Origin of the sequence: uncultured Ruminococcus sp. (assembly GCF_947301925.1) — a bacterium.
Classification (GTDB): Bacteria; Bacillota; Clostridia; order Oscillospirales; family Ruminococcaceae; genus Ruminococcus.
On sequence record NZ_CAMYUE010000015.1, the window covers coordinates 1 to 17,643 of the forward strand.

Annotated in this window: 16 protein-coding genes; 13 read left to right on the forward strand and 3 right to left on the reverse strand. The window is 53.9% G+C overall.

The annotated features are described in order from the left end of the window. Positions 1-1,156 (reverse strand): argininosuccinate synthase (locus tag Q0Y65_RS13025; protein ID WP_297960587.1); only part of this gene is annotated, 1,156 nt, incomplete at its 3' end. A 388-nt stretch (positions 1,157-1,544) separates the two neighbouring features. Between Q0Y65_RS13025 and Q0Y65_RS13030 the strand changes: the two genes are divergently transcribed. The 6 genes from Q0Y65_RS13030 to Q0Y65_RS13055 all read left to right on the forward strand — a co-directional run bounded on the left by Q0Y65_RS13030 (position 1,545) and on the right by Q0Y65_RS13055 (position 6,945). Beyond that, positions 1,545-2,489 carry an L-lactate dehydrogenase gene (locus tag Q0Y65_RS13030; protein ID WP_297960590.1) on the forward strand — a complete coding sequence of 315 codons (945 nt, stop codon included), beginning with the start codon at positions 1,545-1,547 and terminating at the stop codon, positions 2,487-2,489. 118 nt (positions 2,490-2,607) lie between these two features. Further along, the gene (locus Q0Y65_RS13035) at positions 2,608-3,690 is read left to right on the forward strand and encodes a suppressor of fused domain protein (RefSeq protein ID WP_297960593.1); all 1,083 of its coding nucleotides are present in this window, start codon (positions 2,608-2,610) and stop codon (positions 3,688-3,690) included. 95 nt (positions 3,691-3,785) lie between these two features. Continuing rightward, complete coding sequence (gene hydF, locus Q0Y65_RS13040; RefSeq protein WP_297960596.1) at positions 3,786-4,985, forward strand: [FeFe] hydrogenase H-cluster maturation GTPase HydF; 1,200 nt, start codon at positions 3,786-3,788, stop codon at positions 4,983-4,985. Next, positions 4,982-5,371 carry a DUF2809 domain-containing protein gene (locus tag Q0Y65_RS13045; RefSeq protein ID WP_297960601.1) on the forward strand — a complete coding sequence of 130 codons (390 nt, stop codon included), beginning with the start codon at positions 4,982-4,984 and terminating at the stop codon, positions 5,369-5,371. The genes hydF and Q0Y65_RS13045 overlap by 4 nt, the downstream gene beginning before the upstream one ends. Next, the gene (locus Q0Y65_RS13050; protein ID WP_297960604.1) at positions 5,368-6,489 is read left to right on the forward strand and encodes an acyltransferase; all 1,122 of its coding nucleotides are present in this window, start codon (positions 5,368-5,370) and stop codon (positions 6,487-6,489) included. The genes Q0Y65_RS13045 and Q0Y65_RS13050 overlap by 4 nt, the downstream gene beginning before the upstream one ends. A 108-nt stretch (positions 6,490-6,597) precedes the next feature. After that, on the forward strand, positions 6,598-6,945 hold the full coding sequence (locus Q0Y65_RS13055; protein WP_297960607.1) for a type II toxin-antitoxin system PemK/MazF family toxin: 348 nt from the start codon (positions 6,598-6,600) through the stop codon (positions 6,943-6,945). A gap of 43 nt (positions 6,946-6,988) precedes the next feature. Here Q0Y65_RS13055 and Q0Y65_RS13060 read toward each other — a convergent pair whose 3' ends face one another. Continuing rightward, complete coding sequence (locus tag Q0Y65_RS13060) at positions 6,989-9,616, reverse strand: cation-translocating P-type ATPase (protein WP_297960610.1); 2,628 nt, start codon at positions 9,614-9,616, stop codon at positions 6,989-6,991. Between the two features lie 234 nt (positions 9,617-9,850). On the opposite strand from Q0Y65_RS13060, the gene potA reads away from it, so the two are divergent. From potA to Q0Y65_RS13090, 6 genes are all read left to right on the forward strand, one after another. Beyond that, the gene (gene potA / locus Q0Y65_RS13065; RefSeq protein WP_297960613.1) at positions 9,851-10,903 is read left to right on the forward strand and encodes a spermidine/putrescine ABC transporter ATP-binding protein; all 1,053 of its coding nucleotides are present in this window, start codon (positions 9,851-9,853) and stop codon (positions 10,901-10,903) included. Further along, on the forward strand, positions 10,900-11,703 hold the full coding sequence (locus Q0Y65_RS13070) for an ABC transporter permease (RefSeq protein WP_297960616.1): 804 nt from the start codon (positions 10,900-10,902) through the stop codon (positions 11,701-11,703). The genes potA and Q0Y65_RS13070 overlap by 4 nt, the downstream gene beginning before the upstream one ends. 12 nt (positions 11,704-11,715) lie before the next feature. Then, positions 11,716-12,516 carry an ABC transporter permease gene (locus Q0Y65_RS13075; RefSeq protein WP_297960618.1) on the forward strand — a complete coding sequence of 267 codons (801 nt, stop codon included), beginning with the start codon at positions 11,716-11,718 and terminating at the stop codon, positions 12,514-12,516. A gap of 2 nt (positions 12,517-12,518) precedes the next feature. Next, a complete protein-coding gene (locus tag Q0Y65_RS13080; protein ID WP_297960621.1) occupies positions 12,519-13,790 on the forward strand; it encodes a PotD/PotF family extracellular solute-binding protein in 1,272 nt (423 codons plus the stop codon). Between the two features lie 58 nt (positions 13,791-13,848). Continuing rightward, on the forward strand, positions 13,849-14,805 hold the full coding sequence (locus Q0Y65_RS13085; protein ID WP_363293564.1) for an AEC family transporter: 957 nt from the start codon (positions 13,849-13,851) through the stop codon (positions 14,803-14,805). Between the two features lie 62 nt (positions 14,806-14,867). After that, entirely contained in the window at positions 14,868-15,581 is a 714-nt protein-coding gene (locus tag Q0Y65_RS13090; protein WP_297960624.1) for a hypothetical protein, read from the forward strand. Positions 15,582-15,677: 96 nt separating this feature from the next. On the opposite strand, the gene Q0Y65_RS13095 is transcribed toward Q0Y65_RS13090, so the two are convergent. Continuing rightward, on the reverse strand, positions 15,678-16,403 hold the full coding sequence (locus Q0Y65_RS13095) for a hypothetical protein (protein WP_297960627.1): 726 nt from the start codon (positions 16,401-16,403) through the stop codon (positions 15,678-15,680). 230 nt (positions 16,404-16,633) lie between these two features. On the opposite strand from Q0Y65_RS13095, the gene Q0Y65_RS13100 reads away from it, so the two are divergent. Continuing rightward, the gene (locus Q0Y65_RS13100) at positions 16,634-17,641 is read left to right on the forward strand and encodes a stage V sporulation protein AD (RefSeq protein WP_297960630.1); all 1,008 of its coding nucleotides are present in this window, start codon (positions 16,634-16,636) and stop codon (positions 17,639-17,641) included. Positions 17,642-17,643: the final 2 nt, after the last annotated feature.

The window sequence follows — 17,643 nt, forward strand, 5'->3', positions numbered from 1 at the left end:
CAGCCTGGTTGTAAACCTCGTCCTCATCGAATGTGGCAACTTCCTCATCGTAGAGAGTATAGGGTGAAGTTACGCCTGCGTTGATGATATTGCCCTTGTAAAGCTTGAGCTTTACATCGCCTGTAACTCTCTCCTGAGTCTTGTCAACGAAAGCTGTGAGAGCCTCGCGGAGGGGTGTGTACCACTGGCCGTTGTATACGATATCGGCGAACTTGATGCCGAGATACTGCTTGATACGTGCTGTTTCCTTGTCGAGAGTGATCGTTTCGAGGACTTCGTGAGCGTGATAGAGGATAGCGCCGCCGGGAGTCTCGTAAACGCCTCTTGACTTCATACCAACGAGACGGTTCTCAACGAGATCAGCAAGACCGATACCGTTCTCGCCGCCCAGCTTGTTAAGAGCTGATACCATCTCAACGCCGTTGAGTGTCTTGCCGTCCAGCTTTGTGGGAACGCCCTTCTCGAAGTGGATAGTGATGTATGTGGGCTTGTCGGGAGCGTCGATAGGTGAAACGCCCATTTCAAGGAAGCCCTTCTTCTCGTACTGAGGCTCGTTTGCGGGATCCTCAAGATCCAGACCCTCGTGTGAGAGGTGCCAGATGTTCTTGTCCTTGGAGTAGTTTGTCTCTCTGTTTATCTTCAGAGGGATATTGTGAGCTTCTGCGTAGTCTATCTCCTCGTCACGGCTCTTGATGTCCCATTCTCTCCAGGGAGCGATGATAGCCATTTCGGGAGCGAAGGCCTTGATAGCCAGCTCGAATCTTACCTGATCGTTGCCCTTTCCTGTGCAGCCGTGGCAGATAGCGTCAGCGCCCTCGGCAACAGCGATCTCGGCGATACGCTTTGCGATGATGGGACGTGCGAATGAAGTACCCAGCATATATCTGTTCTCATAGATAGCGCCTGCCTGAACGGTGGGGTAAACGTAATCCTGGATGAACTCCTCCTTGAGGTCTGCGATGATGAGCTTGGAAGCACCTGTCTTGATAGCCTTCTCCTCCAGGCCGTCCAGCTCTGTGCCCTGTCCTACGTCGCCTGAAACAGCGATTACCTCGCAGTTGTTGTAGTTTTCCTTGAGCCACGGGATGATGATAGATGTATCAAGTCCGCCCGAATATGCAAGAACTACCTTTTTGATATCCTTCTTATTAACCATATTGATTACCTCCTGAATATAAACGCCGCTTATAAGCCGCGTGGATTTGCGATATAAGACTATTATACTACTTACTATAAGAATGTCAAGAGGTTTTGCATAAATATTCATTTATTCCGCAAATATTCACAATATGCAGAATAATATTCATCAATGCACACCCGCCCTTCTCTCCCCCCGCATGGTGTCCCGCATTGGCCGCCCAATGAAAAAGACCTGTTAAATCCACCCCCGTTTTGTATGAAATTACGATTTTTCCGCAAAAGGCTTGATTTCGCTTGATATTTTCCATACTAATGATTATAATAAAATTGTATGGAGCTCTGCAAGGCACTGCACAAAGATATAGAACGCAGAGTGTCCCTGTATTATGTAGGAGGTCTTTACTATGGCTGAAAAGAACGGAACAAAGATAACTATACTCGGTGCCGGCAACGTTGGCGCAACAGTTGCCTATACATTTGCCGTGGCAGGCACCTGCTCGGATATAGTGCTCGTTGATATAAACAAGGCAAAGGCAACAGGCGAGGCTATGGATATCCGCCAGGGCGTATCCTTCAGCGAGAACGTTGAGGTTTTCGACGGAGGCTATGAGGACGCCAAGGACTCCGATATCGTAGTAGTTACTCTCGGTATCGCAAGAAAGCCCGGCCAGACCCGTCTTGACCTTGCTCAGACAAACGTGAATATCATCAAGGAAGTAATGCCCCAGGTGGCAAAGTACGCTCCCGACGCTATCTATGTGGTGGTGAGCAATCCTGTTGATATCCTTACATATACCATACTCAAGTGTACCGACCTCAAGCCCAATCAGGTAATAGGCTCGGGAACCGTCCTTGATACCTCGCGTCTCCGCGCTATCATCGCAGACCATGTGGGACTCAGCCCCAACAGCATTCACGCATATGTATTCGGCGAGCACGGCGATTCCTCGTTCATTCCCTGGTCCATCATGAATATCGCAGGCGTTCCCGTGGACGAATACTGCGCAGATCAGGATCACGCAGACCTTGACGAGGACGAGATAATCGACGAGGTGCGCAAGGCAGGCTCTGAGGTCATCAAGAGAAAGGGCGCTACCTTCTACGCTATAGGTATGTGCGTGAACAAGATATGCGATACCGTTCTCCGAGACTCAAAGAACATAATCACGGTATCCACCATGATAAACGACAAATACGGCATAAACGACGTCTGCCTCAGCATTCCCTGTGTTATAGGAAGCAACGGTATCGAGAAAGAGGTATACCCCAAGCTCACCGAGGAAGAGGTGGCTAAGCTTCAGGCCAGCGCAAAGGCGCTCAGAAGCGTTATCGATCAGATACAGTTCTGATCGCTGTCAGAACAGACATAATACGGCGGAGGGCTCCCATGTTCTCCGCCTTTGAACTGTCCGCAAAAGTCCGCTGTGCGGCTTTTATCACAGAATAACACAAATCAAGGAGATAAGAATGAGCGAAATAATCTTTGAATCACATTCCCCCATATGCGATATCGACGCAGTCATCGAGGAGGACGACAGCACCTACTATATGTACCTGATGACAGCTCCCGAAACGGGAGTGAAGCTTTTCAGAGCACTGTGGGTATGCAACCGCAAGCCCGCTCCCGAGACCTTTGATCCCGAGTGCATGAAGGACGGAAAGGCTCCCATGCTCTGCAAGGAGAATCTTGCTCCCATACACCCTGCCGCAGGAATAACCCTCAACCCCAAAAAGCTCTCATGCCAATGGTACGATACGGGAGACGCAGCCGCCGTATTCTACGGCGACAGGCTGCTCTGCGCCATACCTCCCATTGCAGGCCTTCACGACTTCCCCGGCTTTTCCGTATTTGCCAAAGGGCAGACCCGCTACGCATGGGGAATGCCCGATGATCCCGCATTTGAGCAGCGTGCAAAGAGCCTCTCCACCTTCTGGGAGAACATCGAGGCCGACGATTCATGGCCCGAGATACAGGAGGAATGCCTGAGAGTCATCGAGGAGTTCTGCGGCAGTCAGCACGAGAGATACTACGCCATAGACGGCGGCAAGTTCCCGCCGAAGGCTCTGGCACAGGGCAGGAAGAACGGCGTGGTATACGGTATAACCCTGGGCGTCAGCCAGTTCGCAATGCCCCGCTCGGAGGCCGTATTCGGCAGCCATTACAAGGAATGCAACCGCATAGAGCTGGGCTTTGCCGCACTCGAGCGCCACGAGCCCATGACGCAGATGATGTTCTCGCTGATGTCAAACGTTGCAAGGATGCCCTGGGTGGAGCGCGACTTCATCTGGCACGGCCACACCTTTGATTTCTCCAATATCAGAGGCTTTTCCCAGATGCTCATGATAAATCCCGTATACATACAGGGCATGGAGTGTCCGAAATGGAGAAAATTCATCGGCAACCGCGTGAACCTGCTGTGGCTGGTGCCCATAACCGCACAGGAGTTTGAGCTTCTTCACGAGATCGGCATAGCGGAGCTGATAAAGCGCTGTCCCGATCCCGCACATCTGCACATATTCGACGGGAATCCGAAGTTTATATTGCAATAAGCAGTGGTTTATGCTATAATGAGAGCCGTGGAGCTTACGCTTCGCGGCTTTTAATTATAGCCGCTTCCCATACAGAATAAAAAGGAATGATAGATATGAGTCTTAACGATACACCCTCCTCGGAGAGAGTCCACATCGGCTTCTTCGGGCGGAGAAACGCAGGAAAATCCAGCATTGTCAACGCTGTTACGGGACAGGAGCTGTCAGTGGTCTCCGACGTAAAGGGCACCACCACCGACCCCGTAACAAAGGCGATGGAGCTCCTGCCGCTGGGGCCCGTGGTGATAATCGACACCCCCGGCTTCGACGACGAGGGCGCTCTGGGAGAGCTGAGGGTCCGCAGAACGAAGCAGATACTCAACCGCACGGATATAGCCGTCCTCATAGTTGACGGCACTGTGGGACTTACCGGCACTGAGCGTCAGCTCATCGGCATTTTCGGGGAAAAGGCTATCCCCTATATCACGGTGTACAACAAGTCCGACATCTCGGAAAAGCGCGTCTGTAAGGACAACGAATTCGAGGTCAGCGCCCTCACAGGCGAAAACATATACGAGCTGAAGGAGCGCATAGCCGCCCTTGCAAAGCTGCCTGCGCAGGAAAAGCGCATAGTGGGCGACCTGCTCAGCCCCTGCGATATGGTGGTACTGGTAACGCCTATCGACGCCTCTGCGCCAAAGGGAAGAATGATACTCCCCCAGGTGCAGACCCTCCGCGACATACTTGACGCGAACGCAATGGCAGTATTCACCAAGGAGCACCAGTTGGCGGATACACTGGAAAAGCTTTCCGCACCGCCGAAAATGGTCATTACCGACAGTCAGGCCTTTGCAATGGTCAGCCGCATAGTCCCCGAGGACGTGCCCCTGACCTCATTCTCGATACTCATGGCAAGATACAAGGGCTTCCTTGACACCGCCGTAAAGGGCGCAGCTGCCATAAAGAAGCTGAAGGACGGAGATACCGTCCTCATATCCGAGGGCTGCACCCATCACCGCCAGTGCGGCGATATCGGCAGCGTAAAGCTGCCTGCCCTGCTGAAAAAGACCACGGGGAAGGATATAAACATCGCCCTGAGCTCGGGACGGGAGTTCCCCGAAGATCTGTCGCCATACAGCCTTGTGATACACTGCGGCGGCTGTATGCTCAGCGAGCGCGAGATGACCTATCGCCGCAAATCCGCCGAGGATCAGAACGTACCCTTTACCAATTACGGAACGGCTCTTGCCCTGATGAACGGCATACTCAGGCGCAGTCTGAGCATATTCCCCCATCTTGCGGAGGAGACGCTATGAAAGCACGGCTGCCCTACATCATCGGCTTCATCGTCCTTGTGGGCATAGAGGTCTGCATAGGAGTGTTCTACTTCAATCACTTCATACGCTCATATATAGGAGACGTCATAGTGGTATGGGTGCTTTACTGCCTGTTCCGCTCATTTATACCGAGGAAGTTCAGCTCCTATGGGGGCGCGCTGGGCATACTGGCCTTCTCCTTTGCAGTGGAGTTCCTGCAAAAGGCGCATATCGCCGACGTCCTCGGCGTTGAGAACCCCTTCCTGCGCACTCTTATCGGCACCAGCTTCGCCGTTGAGGACCTGTGGAGCTACGCGGCGGGCACTGCCGTTACCCTTATCGAGATATACATATTCCGTAAACTGAAAAAAGAGGAACAAAAATGACTGAAAAGAACGCAAAAAACAACGGCCACCTCGGCGCCATTGACGGACTGAAGGGCATAGGCGCCTGTATAATCGCATTTTTCTGGCATTACCAGCACTTTTCGCCCCCGGACGGCTCCCCCTTCTTCTCCCTATTCCCCATGTGCTACAAGTACGGCTCCTTTATGGTGGAGCTGTTCTTCATGCTGTCGGGCTTCGGAATGATGATCGGCTATTCGGAAAGAGTCATAGGCCGCCGCATAGGCTTCCGAGAATTCATCGTGAAGCGCCTGCGGAGGATATACCCGCCCTTCCTGTTCTTCACCCTGCTGACCGCGGTGCTGGAAGCGGCATATTATCACAGATGCGGCGACACCTTCGTTTACGGCAATTTCGATATCCAGCACCTGATATACAATCTCCTGCTGATGCAGGACGGCTTCTTCGGCAAGGACTGGTCCTTTGACGCGCCGTCATGGTGCATAAGCATATGTATGCTCTGCTACCTGATATTCTATTTCATACTATACCGCGTAAAGAACGAGCGTCACGCCTGCTATGCCTTCTTCGGCACAACCCTTCTCGGCACAACTATCACCCTGTCGGGTCTGAACTATCCCATATGGAACGAGCTTGTGGGACGGGGCATAGCCTGCTTCTCCGCAGGAGCCATACTCTGCACGGTATACAGGAACAGGGAGCGCTTCAGGTATCAGCGTCTGGGCTATGTATGCCTCGCAGCGGTGATAGTCAGCTATCTTGTGCTGCGATTCAGGCCCGAATTCATGGGCGACTTCCGCATGGCGTTCATACTCGGCATCGCCCCCGCAATGATACTTTCGGCGCTGTTCATACCCTGGCTGGGTAAAATACTGAGCATACGCCCGCTCACATATCTGGGCAGCCTGTCCATAGTGATATACCTTGTGCATTTCCCCGTGCAGTGCGCCGTAAAGCTCGTTGACGAATACGCAGGCCTCGGACTGAACTACTCCACCAAGGCCGTATGGCTCAGCTATGCGGCAGCGGTGATGATATCAGCTCTGCTGTACAGGCTGTTCATCGCAAAGGCCGCCGAAAAGGCAGTATCCGGCTTTTTCAGGAAAAAGGAGACCTCTTTGCATAAAAACAAGGCATAAGCAGGATCTCTCCCCAAAGCATATAATGAAATGAAGCTGCATAAACTCAGCCTCAAGGGCAATAATAAGAACATCAGCTGAAATTCATCATATATCGGGAGAAAAACTATGTCAGTCAGAAGAGGAGAAATATATTACGCCGACCTGAGCCCCGTTGTAGGCTCCGAGCAGGGAGGCATAAGACCCGTACTTATAGTCCAGAACGACGTTGGAAACAGGCACAGTCCCACGGTGATAGCCGCTGCCATCACCAGTCAGCGTGACAAGAACCGCCTCCCCACACATATAGAGGTTCAGGCGGACAAATGCGGACTTGCCAAGGACAGCATAGTGCTGCTGGAGCAGATACGCACCATAGACAAACGGCGTCTGAAGGACAAAATGGGCGAGCTGGACCTTAACTCAATGAACAAGGTGGACACAGCCCTGTCCATAAGCTTCGGGCTGGAGATATGACATAAAGCGGACGTTACAGCGTCCGCTTTATTATTATCCCGCCTCAATTGCCCTTGCGGCTGAATGCCGCTAAAACAGGTACCGCAGCGCTGAAGCCAAGCGAGGTCAGGAGCTGCGCCGTATCGGGAGCCACCGTGCTGAACACCACCTGGAGCTGAGGTACCGTTACTGCCGCCGCCAGCACCGCCGCGGATACCGCCGCAGCTCCCACAAGCTTCATATTGCCGAAGGGATTCATGGTGAAAACGGAACGGCGCTCCGAGCGGCACTCGAAAACGTGTATGAGCTGGGACACCACAAGTGTTATGAGAGCGGCAGTTCGGCAGGCCTCCTGTGTACCGCCCATGCGCATGACCGTGCCGAAGCTGGCAAGCGTGGACAGGCCGATGAGCACGCCTCTCAGCACTATCCGCCACATGAGACCACCCGAGAAAAAGCCCTCGTCGGAGCGCCTGGGCGGTCTGTTCATAATATCCCTCTCGGGAGGCTCCATGCCAAGGGCTATGGCAGGCAGGCCGTCGGTGACAAGATTCACAAGGAGTATCTGCACAGGCAGCAGCACCACGGGCATACCCATGAGTATGCCCAGAAACATGGTCAGCACCTCGCCTATGTTGCAGGACAGCAGATACCGCACGAACTTCCGTATATTGGCGTAGACGCAGCGTCCCTGCTCCACGGCGTCCACCAGTGTTGCAAGGTTGTCGTCCATGAGGATAACGTCGGCGGCCTGCTTGGTGACGTCAGTGCCCGTAACTCCCATAGCTACGCCCACATCGGCTTCCTTTACGGCAGGGGCGTCGTTGACGCCGTCCCCCGTCATGGTGACTATCTCTCCGTGCCGTCTGAAGCTTCGCACTATGCGGAGCTTATGGGCGGGCTCCACCCTTGCGAACACGGTGTATTTGCCGATATCGCGGTCAAGCTCCTCATCGGACAGTCTGTCCAGCTCCGCTCCCGTTATGGCGCTTCCGCCTCTTAGCAGACCTGCCTTTGCCGCCACAGCCACGGCGGTATTTTTATGGTCTCCTGTTATCATCACCGTCTTTACGGAGGCCGCCGCGCACTTGCGGATAGCGGTCTTTGCCTCCTCGCGGGGCGGATCCGTCATGCCTGCAAGCCCCAGGAATACCAGGTCTCCCCGTCGGGGCTCCATATCCCCGGAAGCGCACACCGCCAGCGCAAGAACTCTCAGCGCCCTGTCGGACATCTCCGCAGCCCTCTCCCCCAGCCTTTTTCTCATGGCAGGAGTAAGGGGAAGGGCTTTTCCGCTGCCGTCCATATATGTACTGCACCGCGGCAGCAGCACCTCCTCCGCGCCCTTGAAGTATATCCGCTTTTCGCCGCCGCAGGCAATATGCACCGCCATGAAGCGCTCCTCGCTGTCAAAGGGGAACTCCCCGAGACGGCGGCATGAAGCACCCAGAGCCTCCTTGGTGACGCCTGCCTTCGCCGCCGCTATGAGGAGAGCCGCCTCCGTAGGGTCTCCCGTGACCTTCCACTCGCCCTTTCCCGTCAGGCTGCCTCTGTTGCGGCCTTTGGGCGGCTCCTGCCTGCTTATCTCCGCAGTGGAGCACAGCACTCCGCAGCGCAGAGCCTCCCCGAGAGCCTTATCCGAGGACGTATCCGCAGGACTGCCCTCCCCGTCGGTGACCTCTCCGCTGACGCGGTAGCCCATGCCGCTGAAAAAGCGGGTACCCTCTGCCGTGGCAAGCTCCGTGACGGTCATGCGGTTCTCGGTGATGGTGCCCGTCTTGTCGGAGCATATCACCGAGGTGCAGCCCAGGGTCTCCACGCTGTGGAGCTTGTTCACCAGCGCCTTGTGCTTCATCATGCGGCTCACCGCAAGAGCCAGTGCTATGGTCACCGTGGCGGGAAGCCCCTCTGGGATAGCGGCAATGGCTATGGTTATGCCCGTCATCAGCATATCGAACACATTCTCGCCCCGGAGCACTCCTGCCCCGAAAACGGCTGCGCACACTGCAAGGCATATTATCGCCACCACCCTGCCGAGCTCCGCCAGCCGCCTCTGGAGGGGCGTGGGCTCCCTGTCGATATCGCGGAGCATCTCCGATATCCTGCCCATCTGGGTATTCATGCCCGTGGCTATCACCTTTGCACGGCAGGTGCCCTTTGTGGCGGAGGCTCCGCAGTAGACGATATTGCTCTTGTTGAGGGAATTGTCGGTATCCCCCTCATCTCCCACAGACTTACCCACCGCCACGGATTCTCCCGTAAGCAGTGATTCGTCGGAGAAGAAGCCTGCCGCCCTCAGCACGGCACAGTCCGCAGGAATACGGTCCCCTGCCTCCAGCTCGACGACGTCTCCGCGAACCAGCTGCGAGGCCTCTATTTCAGAAAGTTTCCCGTCACGCCAGCATTTCGCCGTGGGAGAGGTCATGGAGCGCAGCGCCTCAAGGGTATGCTCCGTGCGGTACTCCTGCACAAAGCCCAGCACCGCATTGAGGAACACGATGAGGATTATGGTCACTGCGTCGGTGAGCTCCCCCAGCAGCAGCGATATCACCGTAGCTCCCAGAAGTATCATCACCATAACGTCCCTGAACTGTCCTATGAATATTTTCAGCGGCCCCGTCCTCCTGCTCTCCCCGAGGACGTTCTCACCCTCGGCTTTCAGTCTCTCCGCCGCTTCCTTTTCTGTAAGACCCATATTTTCACCCTTTCGCAAGCATTGTCCTTAAAGGATATGCCTGTCTGCGGACATATATTCCCTGCGCCGCGGAATCCCTTCGCACTATGCACTTTGCACTAACGGCAGGCTGCTTTATTATGTATTATTAACTGACCTTCTGTCATTGATTTTTAAACTTATATGTGTTATAATAAATCATATTTTATCGGCTTTGCATTTCTGTAATAATGTAAAAAGGAAGGGATCCGTAAAATGGAAAATATCGTCAGCTTAAAGGACATCATCGTTGAATTCGAGGAGGGCGAGCGTATCCTCAAGAACATCAGCCTCGATATCAAGGACAAGGAGTTCGTTACGTTCCTGGGGCCCTCGGGCTGCGGCAAGACCACCACTCTCCGTATTATCGCAGGCTTTCTGGAGCCCACCAGCGGAGACGTGTTCTTCGACGGCAAGCGCATAAACGGCGTTCCGCCCCACAAGCGCAACGTGAATACCGTGTTCCAGCGCTATGCGCTTTTCCCCCACCTCAACGTCTATGAGAACATCGCCTTCGGTCTCAGGGTAAAGAATACCCCCGAAAAGGAGATCGTGAAGCGTGTGGGCGAGATGCTGGAGCTGGTGAACCTCATGGGCTACGAAAAGCGCTCCATAAACCGTCTTTCGGGCGGCCAGCAGCAGCGTGTCGCCATTGCGAGAGCTCTGGTCAATCACCCCAAGGTGCTCCTCCTTGACGAGCCTCTGGGCGCTCTGGACCTGAAGCTGAGAAAAGAGATGCAGATAGAGCTCCGCCGCATACAGCAGGAGCTGGAGCTGACTTTCGTGTACGTTACCCACGATCAGGAGGAGGCTCTCACCATGAGCGACAGCATCGTGGTAATGAACAACGGCTATATCCAGCAGATAGGCTCCCCTACGGATATCTACAACGAGCCTGTAAATGCCTTCGTTGCCGACTTCATCGGCGAGAGCAACATCGTCAACGGCTGTATGCCCCAGGACTGCGTTGTCGAGTTCACGGGACGCCGCTTTGAATGCGTGGACAAGGGCTTTGACCCCAACGAGACAGTGGACGTCGTTATACGTCCCGAGGACGTCAAGGTTATACCTGCGGAAAAAGCCAAGCTGACAGGAATAGTGGAGTCGGTGGTGTTCAAGGGCGTTCACTATGAGATGGTAGTTGACGGCGTAGACCACAAGTGGGTGATACACTCCACCAAGGCCGAGCCCGTGGGACAGATGATAGGCATGACCTTCGATCCCTTTGATATACATATCATGAAGAAAACGGAGGAAAGTGCAGAATGAAGCTGAAATATTTCTCCGCCCCCTATCTGGTATGGATGATAATATTCATACTGGTCCCCCTGCTGATGATAGGCTTCTTCGCCCTTACGGACGATGAGGGATTCACACTTAAATATGTCTCGGACGTGGGACAGTACGCAAACATCTTCGTGCGCTCAATATGGCTTTCGCTGGTGGCTACGGCCATATGCCTCGTGGTGGCCTACCCCGTGTCGTTCATACTCTCCCGTATGGAAAAGCACAAGCAGGGCACTATGCTCATGATAGTCATGCTCCCCATGTGGATGAACTTCCTCCTGCGCACCTACGCATGGATGACTCTCCTGGGAAACAACGGCATCATCAACCACCTGCTGGGACTTGCAGACCTGGGTCCATACAAGCTCATAAATACCTCGGGAGCCGTAGTTCTCGGCATGGTATACAACTACCTGCCATTTATGATACTGCCCCTTTACTCGGTAATGGTGAAGATCGACAATTCTCTGTTTGAAGCGGCATCCGACCTGGGGTGCAGCTCGCGGCAGACCCTTTTCCGCGTAATAATCCCCCTCAGCGTCCCCGGTATCACCTCGGGAGTCACCATGGTGTTCGTGCCTGCCATCTCCACCTTCATTATCTCCCGTATGCTGGGCGGCGGCTCCAATCTTCTCATAGGCGACCTTATCGAGATGCAGTTCCTGGGCAACGCCTACAATCCCCACCTGGGCGCGGCGATATCGCTGGTGCTCATGGTGATAATCCTGGTTATCATGACCGTCATGAATCAGTTCGATCCCGACGATCAGGTACTTATGTAAGGAGGCGGCATTATGAAAAAACTGGGAAAAATCTATCTGGTACTGGTGCTGCTGTTCCTGTATGTGCCTATCTTCGTGCTCATCGTGTTCTCCTTCAACGAGACCAAGAGCAGGAGCGTCTTCAGCGGCTTTACGCTGGACTGGTACAAGCGGCTCTTCCATAACAGGATAATCATATCCTCGCTTATAAATACCATCATCATCGCCTCCATAGCCAGCGTGGTCTCCACAATTCTGGGCACCTTCGCCGCCATCGGCATCAACAGCATGAGAAAGGTGCCAAAGGCTGTGGTGATGAACATAACCAATATGCCTATCATCAACCCCGAGATCGTAACGGGCGTCTCGCTGATGCTGCTGTTCGTGTTCTTCGCGGCAAGAATGAACCTGGAATTCGGCTTCGTTACCCTGCTAATCGCACATATAACCTTTGATGTGCCCTATGTCATTCTCAATGTCATGCCGAAATTCAATCAGATGGACCCCCACCTCTATGAAGCTGCACAGGACCTGGGGTGCAGCCCCTTCAAGGCCTTCCGCAAGGTAGTCCTCCCCGAGATAATGCCCGGCGTGGTAAGCGGCTTCCTCATGTCGTTCACCTATTCCCTTGACGATTTCGTGGTCAGCTACTTCACTACAGGCTCTACCTCACAGACCCTGCCCATAACCATATACTCCATGACCAGAAGAAAGGTGTCTCCCGAGATCAACGCCCTGTCCACCCTTATCTTCATAGCCGTCGTGATAGTCCTTCTGGTGAAGAACGCCATTGAGAACAAGGCTGCCGGAAAGAACGGCGCAAAGGAGGACTGACCATGAAAAAGAAGATATTCTCATTGGTAATGGCCGCCCTGCTTGGCACGGGAACTCTCTGGAGCTGCGCCTCCGACGCAAAGGACGAGGAGGAAGCCGAGGAGGAGGGCTCCGCACAGACACTGACGGTATCCGACCCCGACTACTATACCCGCTTCAAGGGCAAGGACATCTCCATAAATGTGTATAACTGGGGAGAGTATATCTCCACAGGCGCAGACGAGGGAACTCTGGACGTAAACAGCGAGTTCGAGAAGCTGACGGGCATAAAGGTGAACTATACCAACTATGCCACAAACGAGGAGCTCTATGCAAAGCTCAAGGGCGGCGCGGCTTCCTATGACGTCATCATACCCTCGGACTACATGATAAGCAAGATGATAAAGGAAAACATGATACAGAAGCTGGATATGGACAATATCCCCAACTTCAGCTACATCATGGACAACTTCCGCAATCAGGCCTACGATCCCACCAATGAATACTCCGTGCCCTATACCTGGGGAACCGTGGGTATCATCTACGATACCACCATGGTGGATATCCCACCGGAGGAGATAGACTGGGACCTGCTCTGGAACGAGGACTACGCCGATCAGATACTCATGTTCGACAATCCCCGCGACGCCTTTGCCATCGCCGAGATAATGCAGGGCTACTCCCTCAACACCGAGGACCCCGACGAGCTGGAGGACGCCGCCAACAAGCTGAAAAAGCAGAAGCGGATAGTCCAGGGCTATGTCATGGACGAGGTGTTCGACAAAATGGAGGCAGGCGACGCTCTTATCGCTCCGTACTACGCAGGCGACGCCCTTACCATACTGGAGGGCAACGACTCCCTCGATTTCGTGGTCCCCAAAAGCGGCACCAACCTCTTTGTGGACGCCATGTGCATACCTGCTACAGCCCGTCAGAAAGAGGCTGCGGAGATGTACATAAACTTCATGTGCGAGCCCGATATAGCCTTCGCAAACATCGACTACATCTGCTATTCCACACCTCATCAGGCGGCTTACGATATGCTGGACGACGATGTGAAGAACAGTCCCGTATCCTATCCCGACAGTCAGTTCATCGCCGACAAGACCACTGTATTCGTCAATCTCTCCGACGAGGCAAACCTGAAAATGCAGACCCTCTGGACAGATATGAAGTCCGCCGAGGACGAGAACTCCAACCGCTGGGCGGTGCCCCTGTTCCTCGTTATCTGCGTGCTCATAATGGTGTTCGTCCTCATAAGGCGGTACATCAAAAAGAAAAAGGACATATTCTGATATTCAGTGCGGCAGGGCTTACGGTCCTGCCGCTTATCCCGTAAGGTAGTGATATTCTTTGTTTCTGAAAAACCTCATATTCAGCCTTAACGCCACCGTTCCCGTATTCCTCATGATGGTGTTCGGCTGGTTCGTTCACAGGATAAAGCTTCTGGACGACAATGCCACGGCACAGATAAACAGGTTCGTGTTCCGTGCGCTGCTGCCCGCTCTCCTGTTCATGGACCTGTCCACAGCGGACTTCCGCTCGGTATGGGACGGGGGCTTCGTGCTGTTCTGTATGTGCGTGACCCTGCTCAGCGTGGGCATAGCCGTGATATACGCCCTCATCGTGGGAAAGGGCGCGGAAAGGGGCGAGATAGTCCAGGCCTCCTACCGCAGCAGCGCCGCTATCCTCGGCATAGCCTTCGTGAACAACATCTACGGCCACTCCACCATGGCGGCTCTGATGATAGTGGGAACTGTGCCGCTCTATAATATCATAGCCGTGACCACCCTTGCAGTGACCTCTCCCGACAAGGAGAAAACAGGCAGCAAAGGCGCCATCGCACTGAATACCCTGAAGAGCATAGTCACGAACCCCATAATCATCGGCATCGGCATAGGCATAGGCTGGTCGCTGCTGAAGATACCCCAGCCAGTCATACTCTCAAAGTCGGTGACCTATCTGGGAAACATGGCTACTCCCCTTTCCCTCATTGCTCTGGGAGCTTCCTTCAGGTTCGGGGAGGCAAAAGGAAAGCTGCCCGTCACCGCAGGAGCGGCCTTCATAAAGCTGGTGCTGTTCTGCTGCATATTCCTGCCTGCGGCGGTGAAGCTGGGCTTCCGCGGCGAAAAGCTCATAGCCATACTGGTGATGCTTGGAAGCGCAACTACGGGAAGCTGCTTCGTCATGGCAAAGAATTTCGGACACAAGGGCACTATCACCGCCTTTGCGGTAATGCTCACCACTCTCCTCAGCGCATTCACCCTTACGGGGTGGCTGTTCCTGCTGAAAACTCTGGGATATATCTGACGGCTTGATTTCCGCGGAAAAATAATGTATAATTAATAAAAAGACAAAAGGGGGTACGGATAATGCCTTATTGCACTCAGTGCGGAAGATACCTTTCCGCAGGCGAGACCTGCTCGTGCAGCACCGACAGAAGCGGATATAATGCGCCGCCGCAGAACAACTACTATCAGGGCGGTATGCAGCAGCCACAGTACGGGTATCAGCAGTACCCACAGTACGGCTACCCTTATCCGCAATATCCTCAGTCACCGTATCAGCAGCAAAAAAAGAGCCACACGGGACTGATACTGCTGCTGGTCTTTCTCGGTCTGTTCCTTCTGGGCGCTGCCATGATAATACCTGCGATGATGAGTACCGTAAAGCGGTCAAAGGAGAGCGTCATCAGATCTGAAGCAAATCAGATCTCAAAGGCCGCAAATACCGCTCTTGTCGAACTGGACGAGGAGGGCATAAACACCAGGGGGCTTTACATTATAAGCTCCGACCCCGAAGACAATGTGGCGGTCCCCTTTGATTCGGATACGTTCTACGAGCACATAAATAAATATTTCTACGGGGTTAGCAAATATAAATACTTCGTCGTTATCAGGAACGGCACCGCAGAATACTGCGCTGTCTCGACCAGCTGGACGAATAAGAACGACTATATCGGTACCTGGCCGGCAGGCAACACCCCCAGATACTATGACAAGGACGGCGGCAAGGGTGCCGAGACAAAGAAAAAGGTAAATCTTGACGATCTCTACTGGCACGCCTACGACCGGATATTCGGTTAACTGTCCCCATACAGGCATAAAAAGTCCCCGAAGCGATAAAGCCATCGCTTCGGGGATATTTGTATTTACAGAGTTTATGACGCTGCGCGGACCGTATCACGAATCCTTTGCAGGTCTCTTGAAGGTCTTGTAAAGGTCCATGACTCTGGGATCGCTGGTCTCGATATTGATGAAGTAGACCTCGGTCTCAGCGTCGTCTGTAACGAACAGGTTCAGTATCAGCTTGTGAAGATCATCGTACTTCACGATAACTCCCGACGACATCTTTCCGTCCAGCTCCTCGGCAACGGTAGCTATCTCGGAAGCGCTGCTGTCCTTGGCAGCCGAAGTAAGTATATCGCCGAATCTGTCCTTGAGAGTGAAGGGCTGCATCACCTCGACTATAATGGTATCCATAGCGGTCCTTCCGTTGACCTCATAGGGCTCGTTCTCATAGACAAGCACATCATCCGAAAGGGCAGCCATTGCCTCGTCAAGGAACCAGTCCTCGGGAACGTCAATGTGACCGAACTTATCGTCGCCCACGGTCTTTGTCTTCAGCTTGGAATCATCATCTGCCCATTCTATGGAACTGAGCTCGTCCACCATCTTTCTCTGAAGAGCTTCGTCCACAGTCTCGGAAGCTGCCTCTGTAGCTTCTTCCGTGGTCTCTTCCTCTTCCGCTTCCTCTGTCTCAGCCCTGGTGGTGGTTTCATCCGCAGCCGAACTTGCGGCCTTTTCAGACTTCGTCTTCTTTGAGCCTGCCTTTCCGGAACTGCCGCAGCCCCCTGCAATGGCGGCAGTAAGCGCAAAAGCTGCTGCAATAACAGCGATCTTTCTCATATCATTCTCCTTATTGATTTTATTTGCATTTCTGCAAATATCATTATAGCACATTGTTCTATCAATAGCAACATACACGGCTAAAATTTTTCCGTCCGCCGGCACTGCGAAAAAAGCCTGCCGCAGCTCACGGCAGATATCATTAAAACGGTCAATACGGGACGTGTCATGCTTTACGGCGTATATTTCCGCCCTTTCAGTGCATAATAGCTCCAAAAGGAGGAGATTTTATGGCAGAACGCATGGCAAGGGGAGTTTTCCGCACGGAGGCTCCCGTAAAAATAAAGAGCTTCGCCGCTGTTGCAGGCGAAAAAGAGGGGCAGGGACCTTTGGGGGAATGCTTCGACGAGGTCATAAGCGACAGTCACTTCGGCATGGACACCTGGGAACAGGCCGAGAGCCGCTTCCAGCTGGAGGCCGTCAGTCTGGCGCTGAACAAGTCCGGAGTACACAAGGAGGATATCGACGTTATCTGCGCAGGCGACCTGCTGAACCAGTGTATCGGCTCCGCTTACAGTATGCGGGAGCTTGAAGTGCCCTTCCTGGGGCTATACGGCGCCTGCTCCACCATGGCGGAAGGGCTTCTCATCGCCTCGCTGCTCACGGACTGCGGCCTTGCACAAAATGCCGCCGCCGTTACCTCCTCCCACTTTTCCACCGCAGAAAGGCAGTTCCGCTTCCCCCTTTCCTACGGCGGACAGAGGACTCCCACCGCTCAGTGGACCTGCACAGCATCGGGGGCCGCGGTCATCTCCCGGGAGGGCTGCATCAGCGTCGTTGGCGGCTGTATCGGCAGGATAGCCGACCTGAAGATCTCGGATATAAACAATATGGGCAGCGCTATGGCTCCTGCCGCCGCGGATACCATACAGCGCTATCTGGCCGCCACGGGTACCTCCCCTGCGGACTATGACTTCATTGTCACAGGCGACCTGGGACGGGTGGGAAGTCCCCTGCTTACAGACCTGCTGCTGAAACAGGGCATAGATATATCCGCGGTTCACCGCGACTGCGGCGCTATGATATTCTCCCCCGAGCAGCAGGATACCAACTGCGGAGGCTCGGGCTGCGGCTGCGGCGCAAGCGTGCTCTGCGGCCACTTCCTGCCTATGCTGGAAAAAGGAGAGCTCCACGATATACTCTTCGCCGCCACAGGCGCTCTCATGTCGCCTATGTCCCTCCAGCAGGGGGAGTCCATTCCCGCTATCTCCCACCTTATACACCTGAGAAAGGACTGATA

Excerpts from the sequence above, each read along its gene's own strand:
- Q0Y65_RS13030 (WP_297960590.1), top strand. The coding sequence starts at position 1,545 with ATGGCTGAAAAGAACGGAACAAAGATAACTATACTCGGTGCCGGCAAC.
- Q0Y65_RS13035 (WP_297960593.1), top strand. The coding sequence starts at position 2,608 with ATGAGCGAAATAATCTTTGAATCACATTCCCCCATATGCGATATCGAC.
- hydF (WP_297960596.1), top strand. The coding sequence starts at position 3,786 with ATGAGTCTTAACGATACACCCTCCTCGGAGAGAGTCCACATCGGCTTC.
- Q0Y65_RS13045 (WP_297960601.1), top strand. The coding sequence starts at position 4,982 with ATGAAAGCACGGCTGCCCTACATCATCGGCTTCATCGTCCTTGTGGGC.
- Q0Y65_RS13050 (WP_297960604.1), top strand. The coding sequence starts at position 5,368 with ATGACTGAAAAGAACGCAAAAAACAACGGCCACCTCGGCGCCATTGAC.
- Q0Y65_RS13055 (WP_297960607.1), top strand. The coding sequence starts at position 6,598 with ATGTCAGTCAGAAGAGGAGAAATATATTACGCCGACCTGAGCCCCGTT.
- Q0Y65_RS13060 (WP_297960610.1), bottom strand. The coding sequence starts at position 9,616 with ATGGGTCTTACAGAAAAGGAAGCGGCGGAGAGACTGAAAGCCGAGGGT.
- potA (WP_297960613.1), top strand. The coding sequence starts at position 9,851 with ATGGAAAATATCGTCAGCTTAAAGGACATCATCGTTGAATTCGAGGAG.
- Q0Y65_RS13070 (WP_297960616.1), top strand. The coding sequence starts at position 10,900 with ATGAAGCTGAAATATTTCTCCGCCCCCTATCTGGTATGGATGATAATA.
- Q0Y65_RS13075 (WP_297960618.1), top strand. The coding sequence starts at position 11,716 with ATGAAAAAACTGGGAAAAATCTATCTGGTACTGGTGCTGCTGTTCCTG.
- Q0Y65_RS13080 (WP_297960621.1), top strand. The coding sequence starts at position 12,519 with ATGAAAAAGAAGATATTCTCATTGGTAATGGCCGCCCTGCTTGGCACG.
- Q0Y65_RS13090 (WP_297960624.1), top strand. The coding sequence starts at position 14,868 with ATGCCTTATTGCACTCAGTGCGGAAGATACCTTTCCGCAGGCGAGACC.
- Q0Y65_RS13095 (WP_297960627.1), bottom strand. The coding sequence starts at position 16,403 with ATGAGAAAGATCGCTGTTATTGCAGCAGCTTTTGCGCTTACTGCCGCC.
- Q0Y65_RS13100 (WP_297960630.1), top strand. The coding sequence starts at position 16,634 with ATGGCAGAACGCATGGCAAGGGGAGTTTTCCGCACGGAGGCTCCCGTA.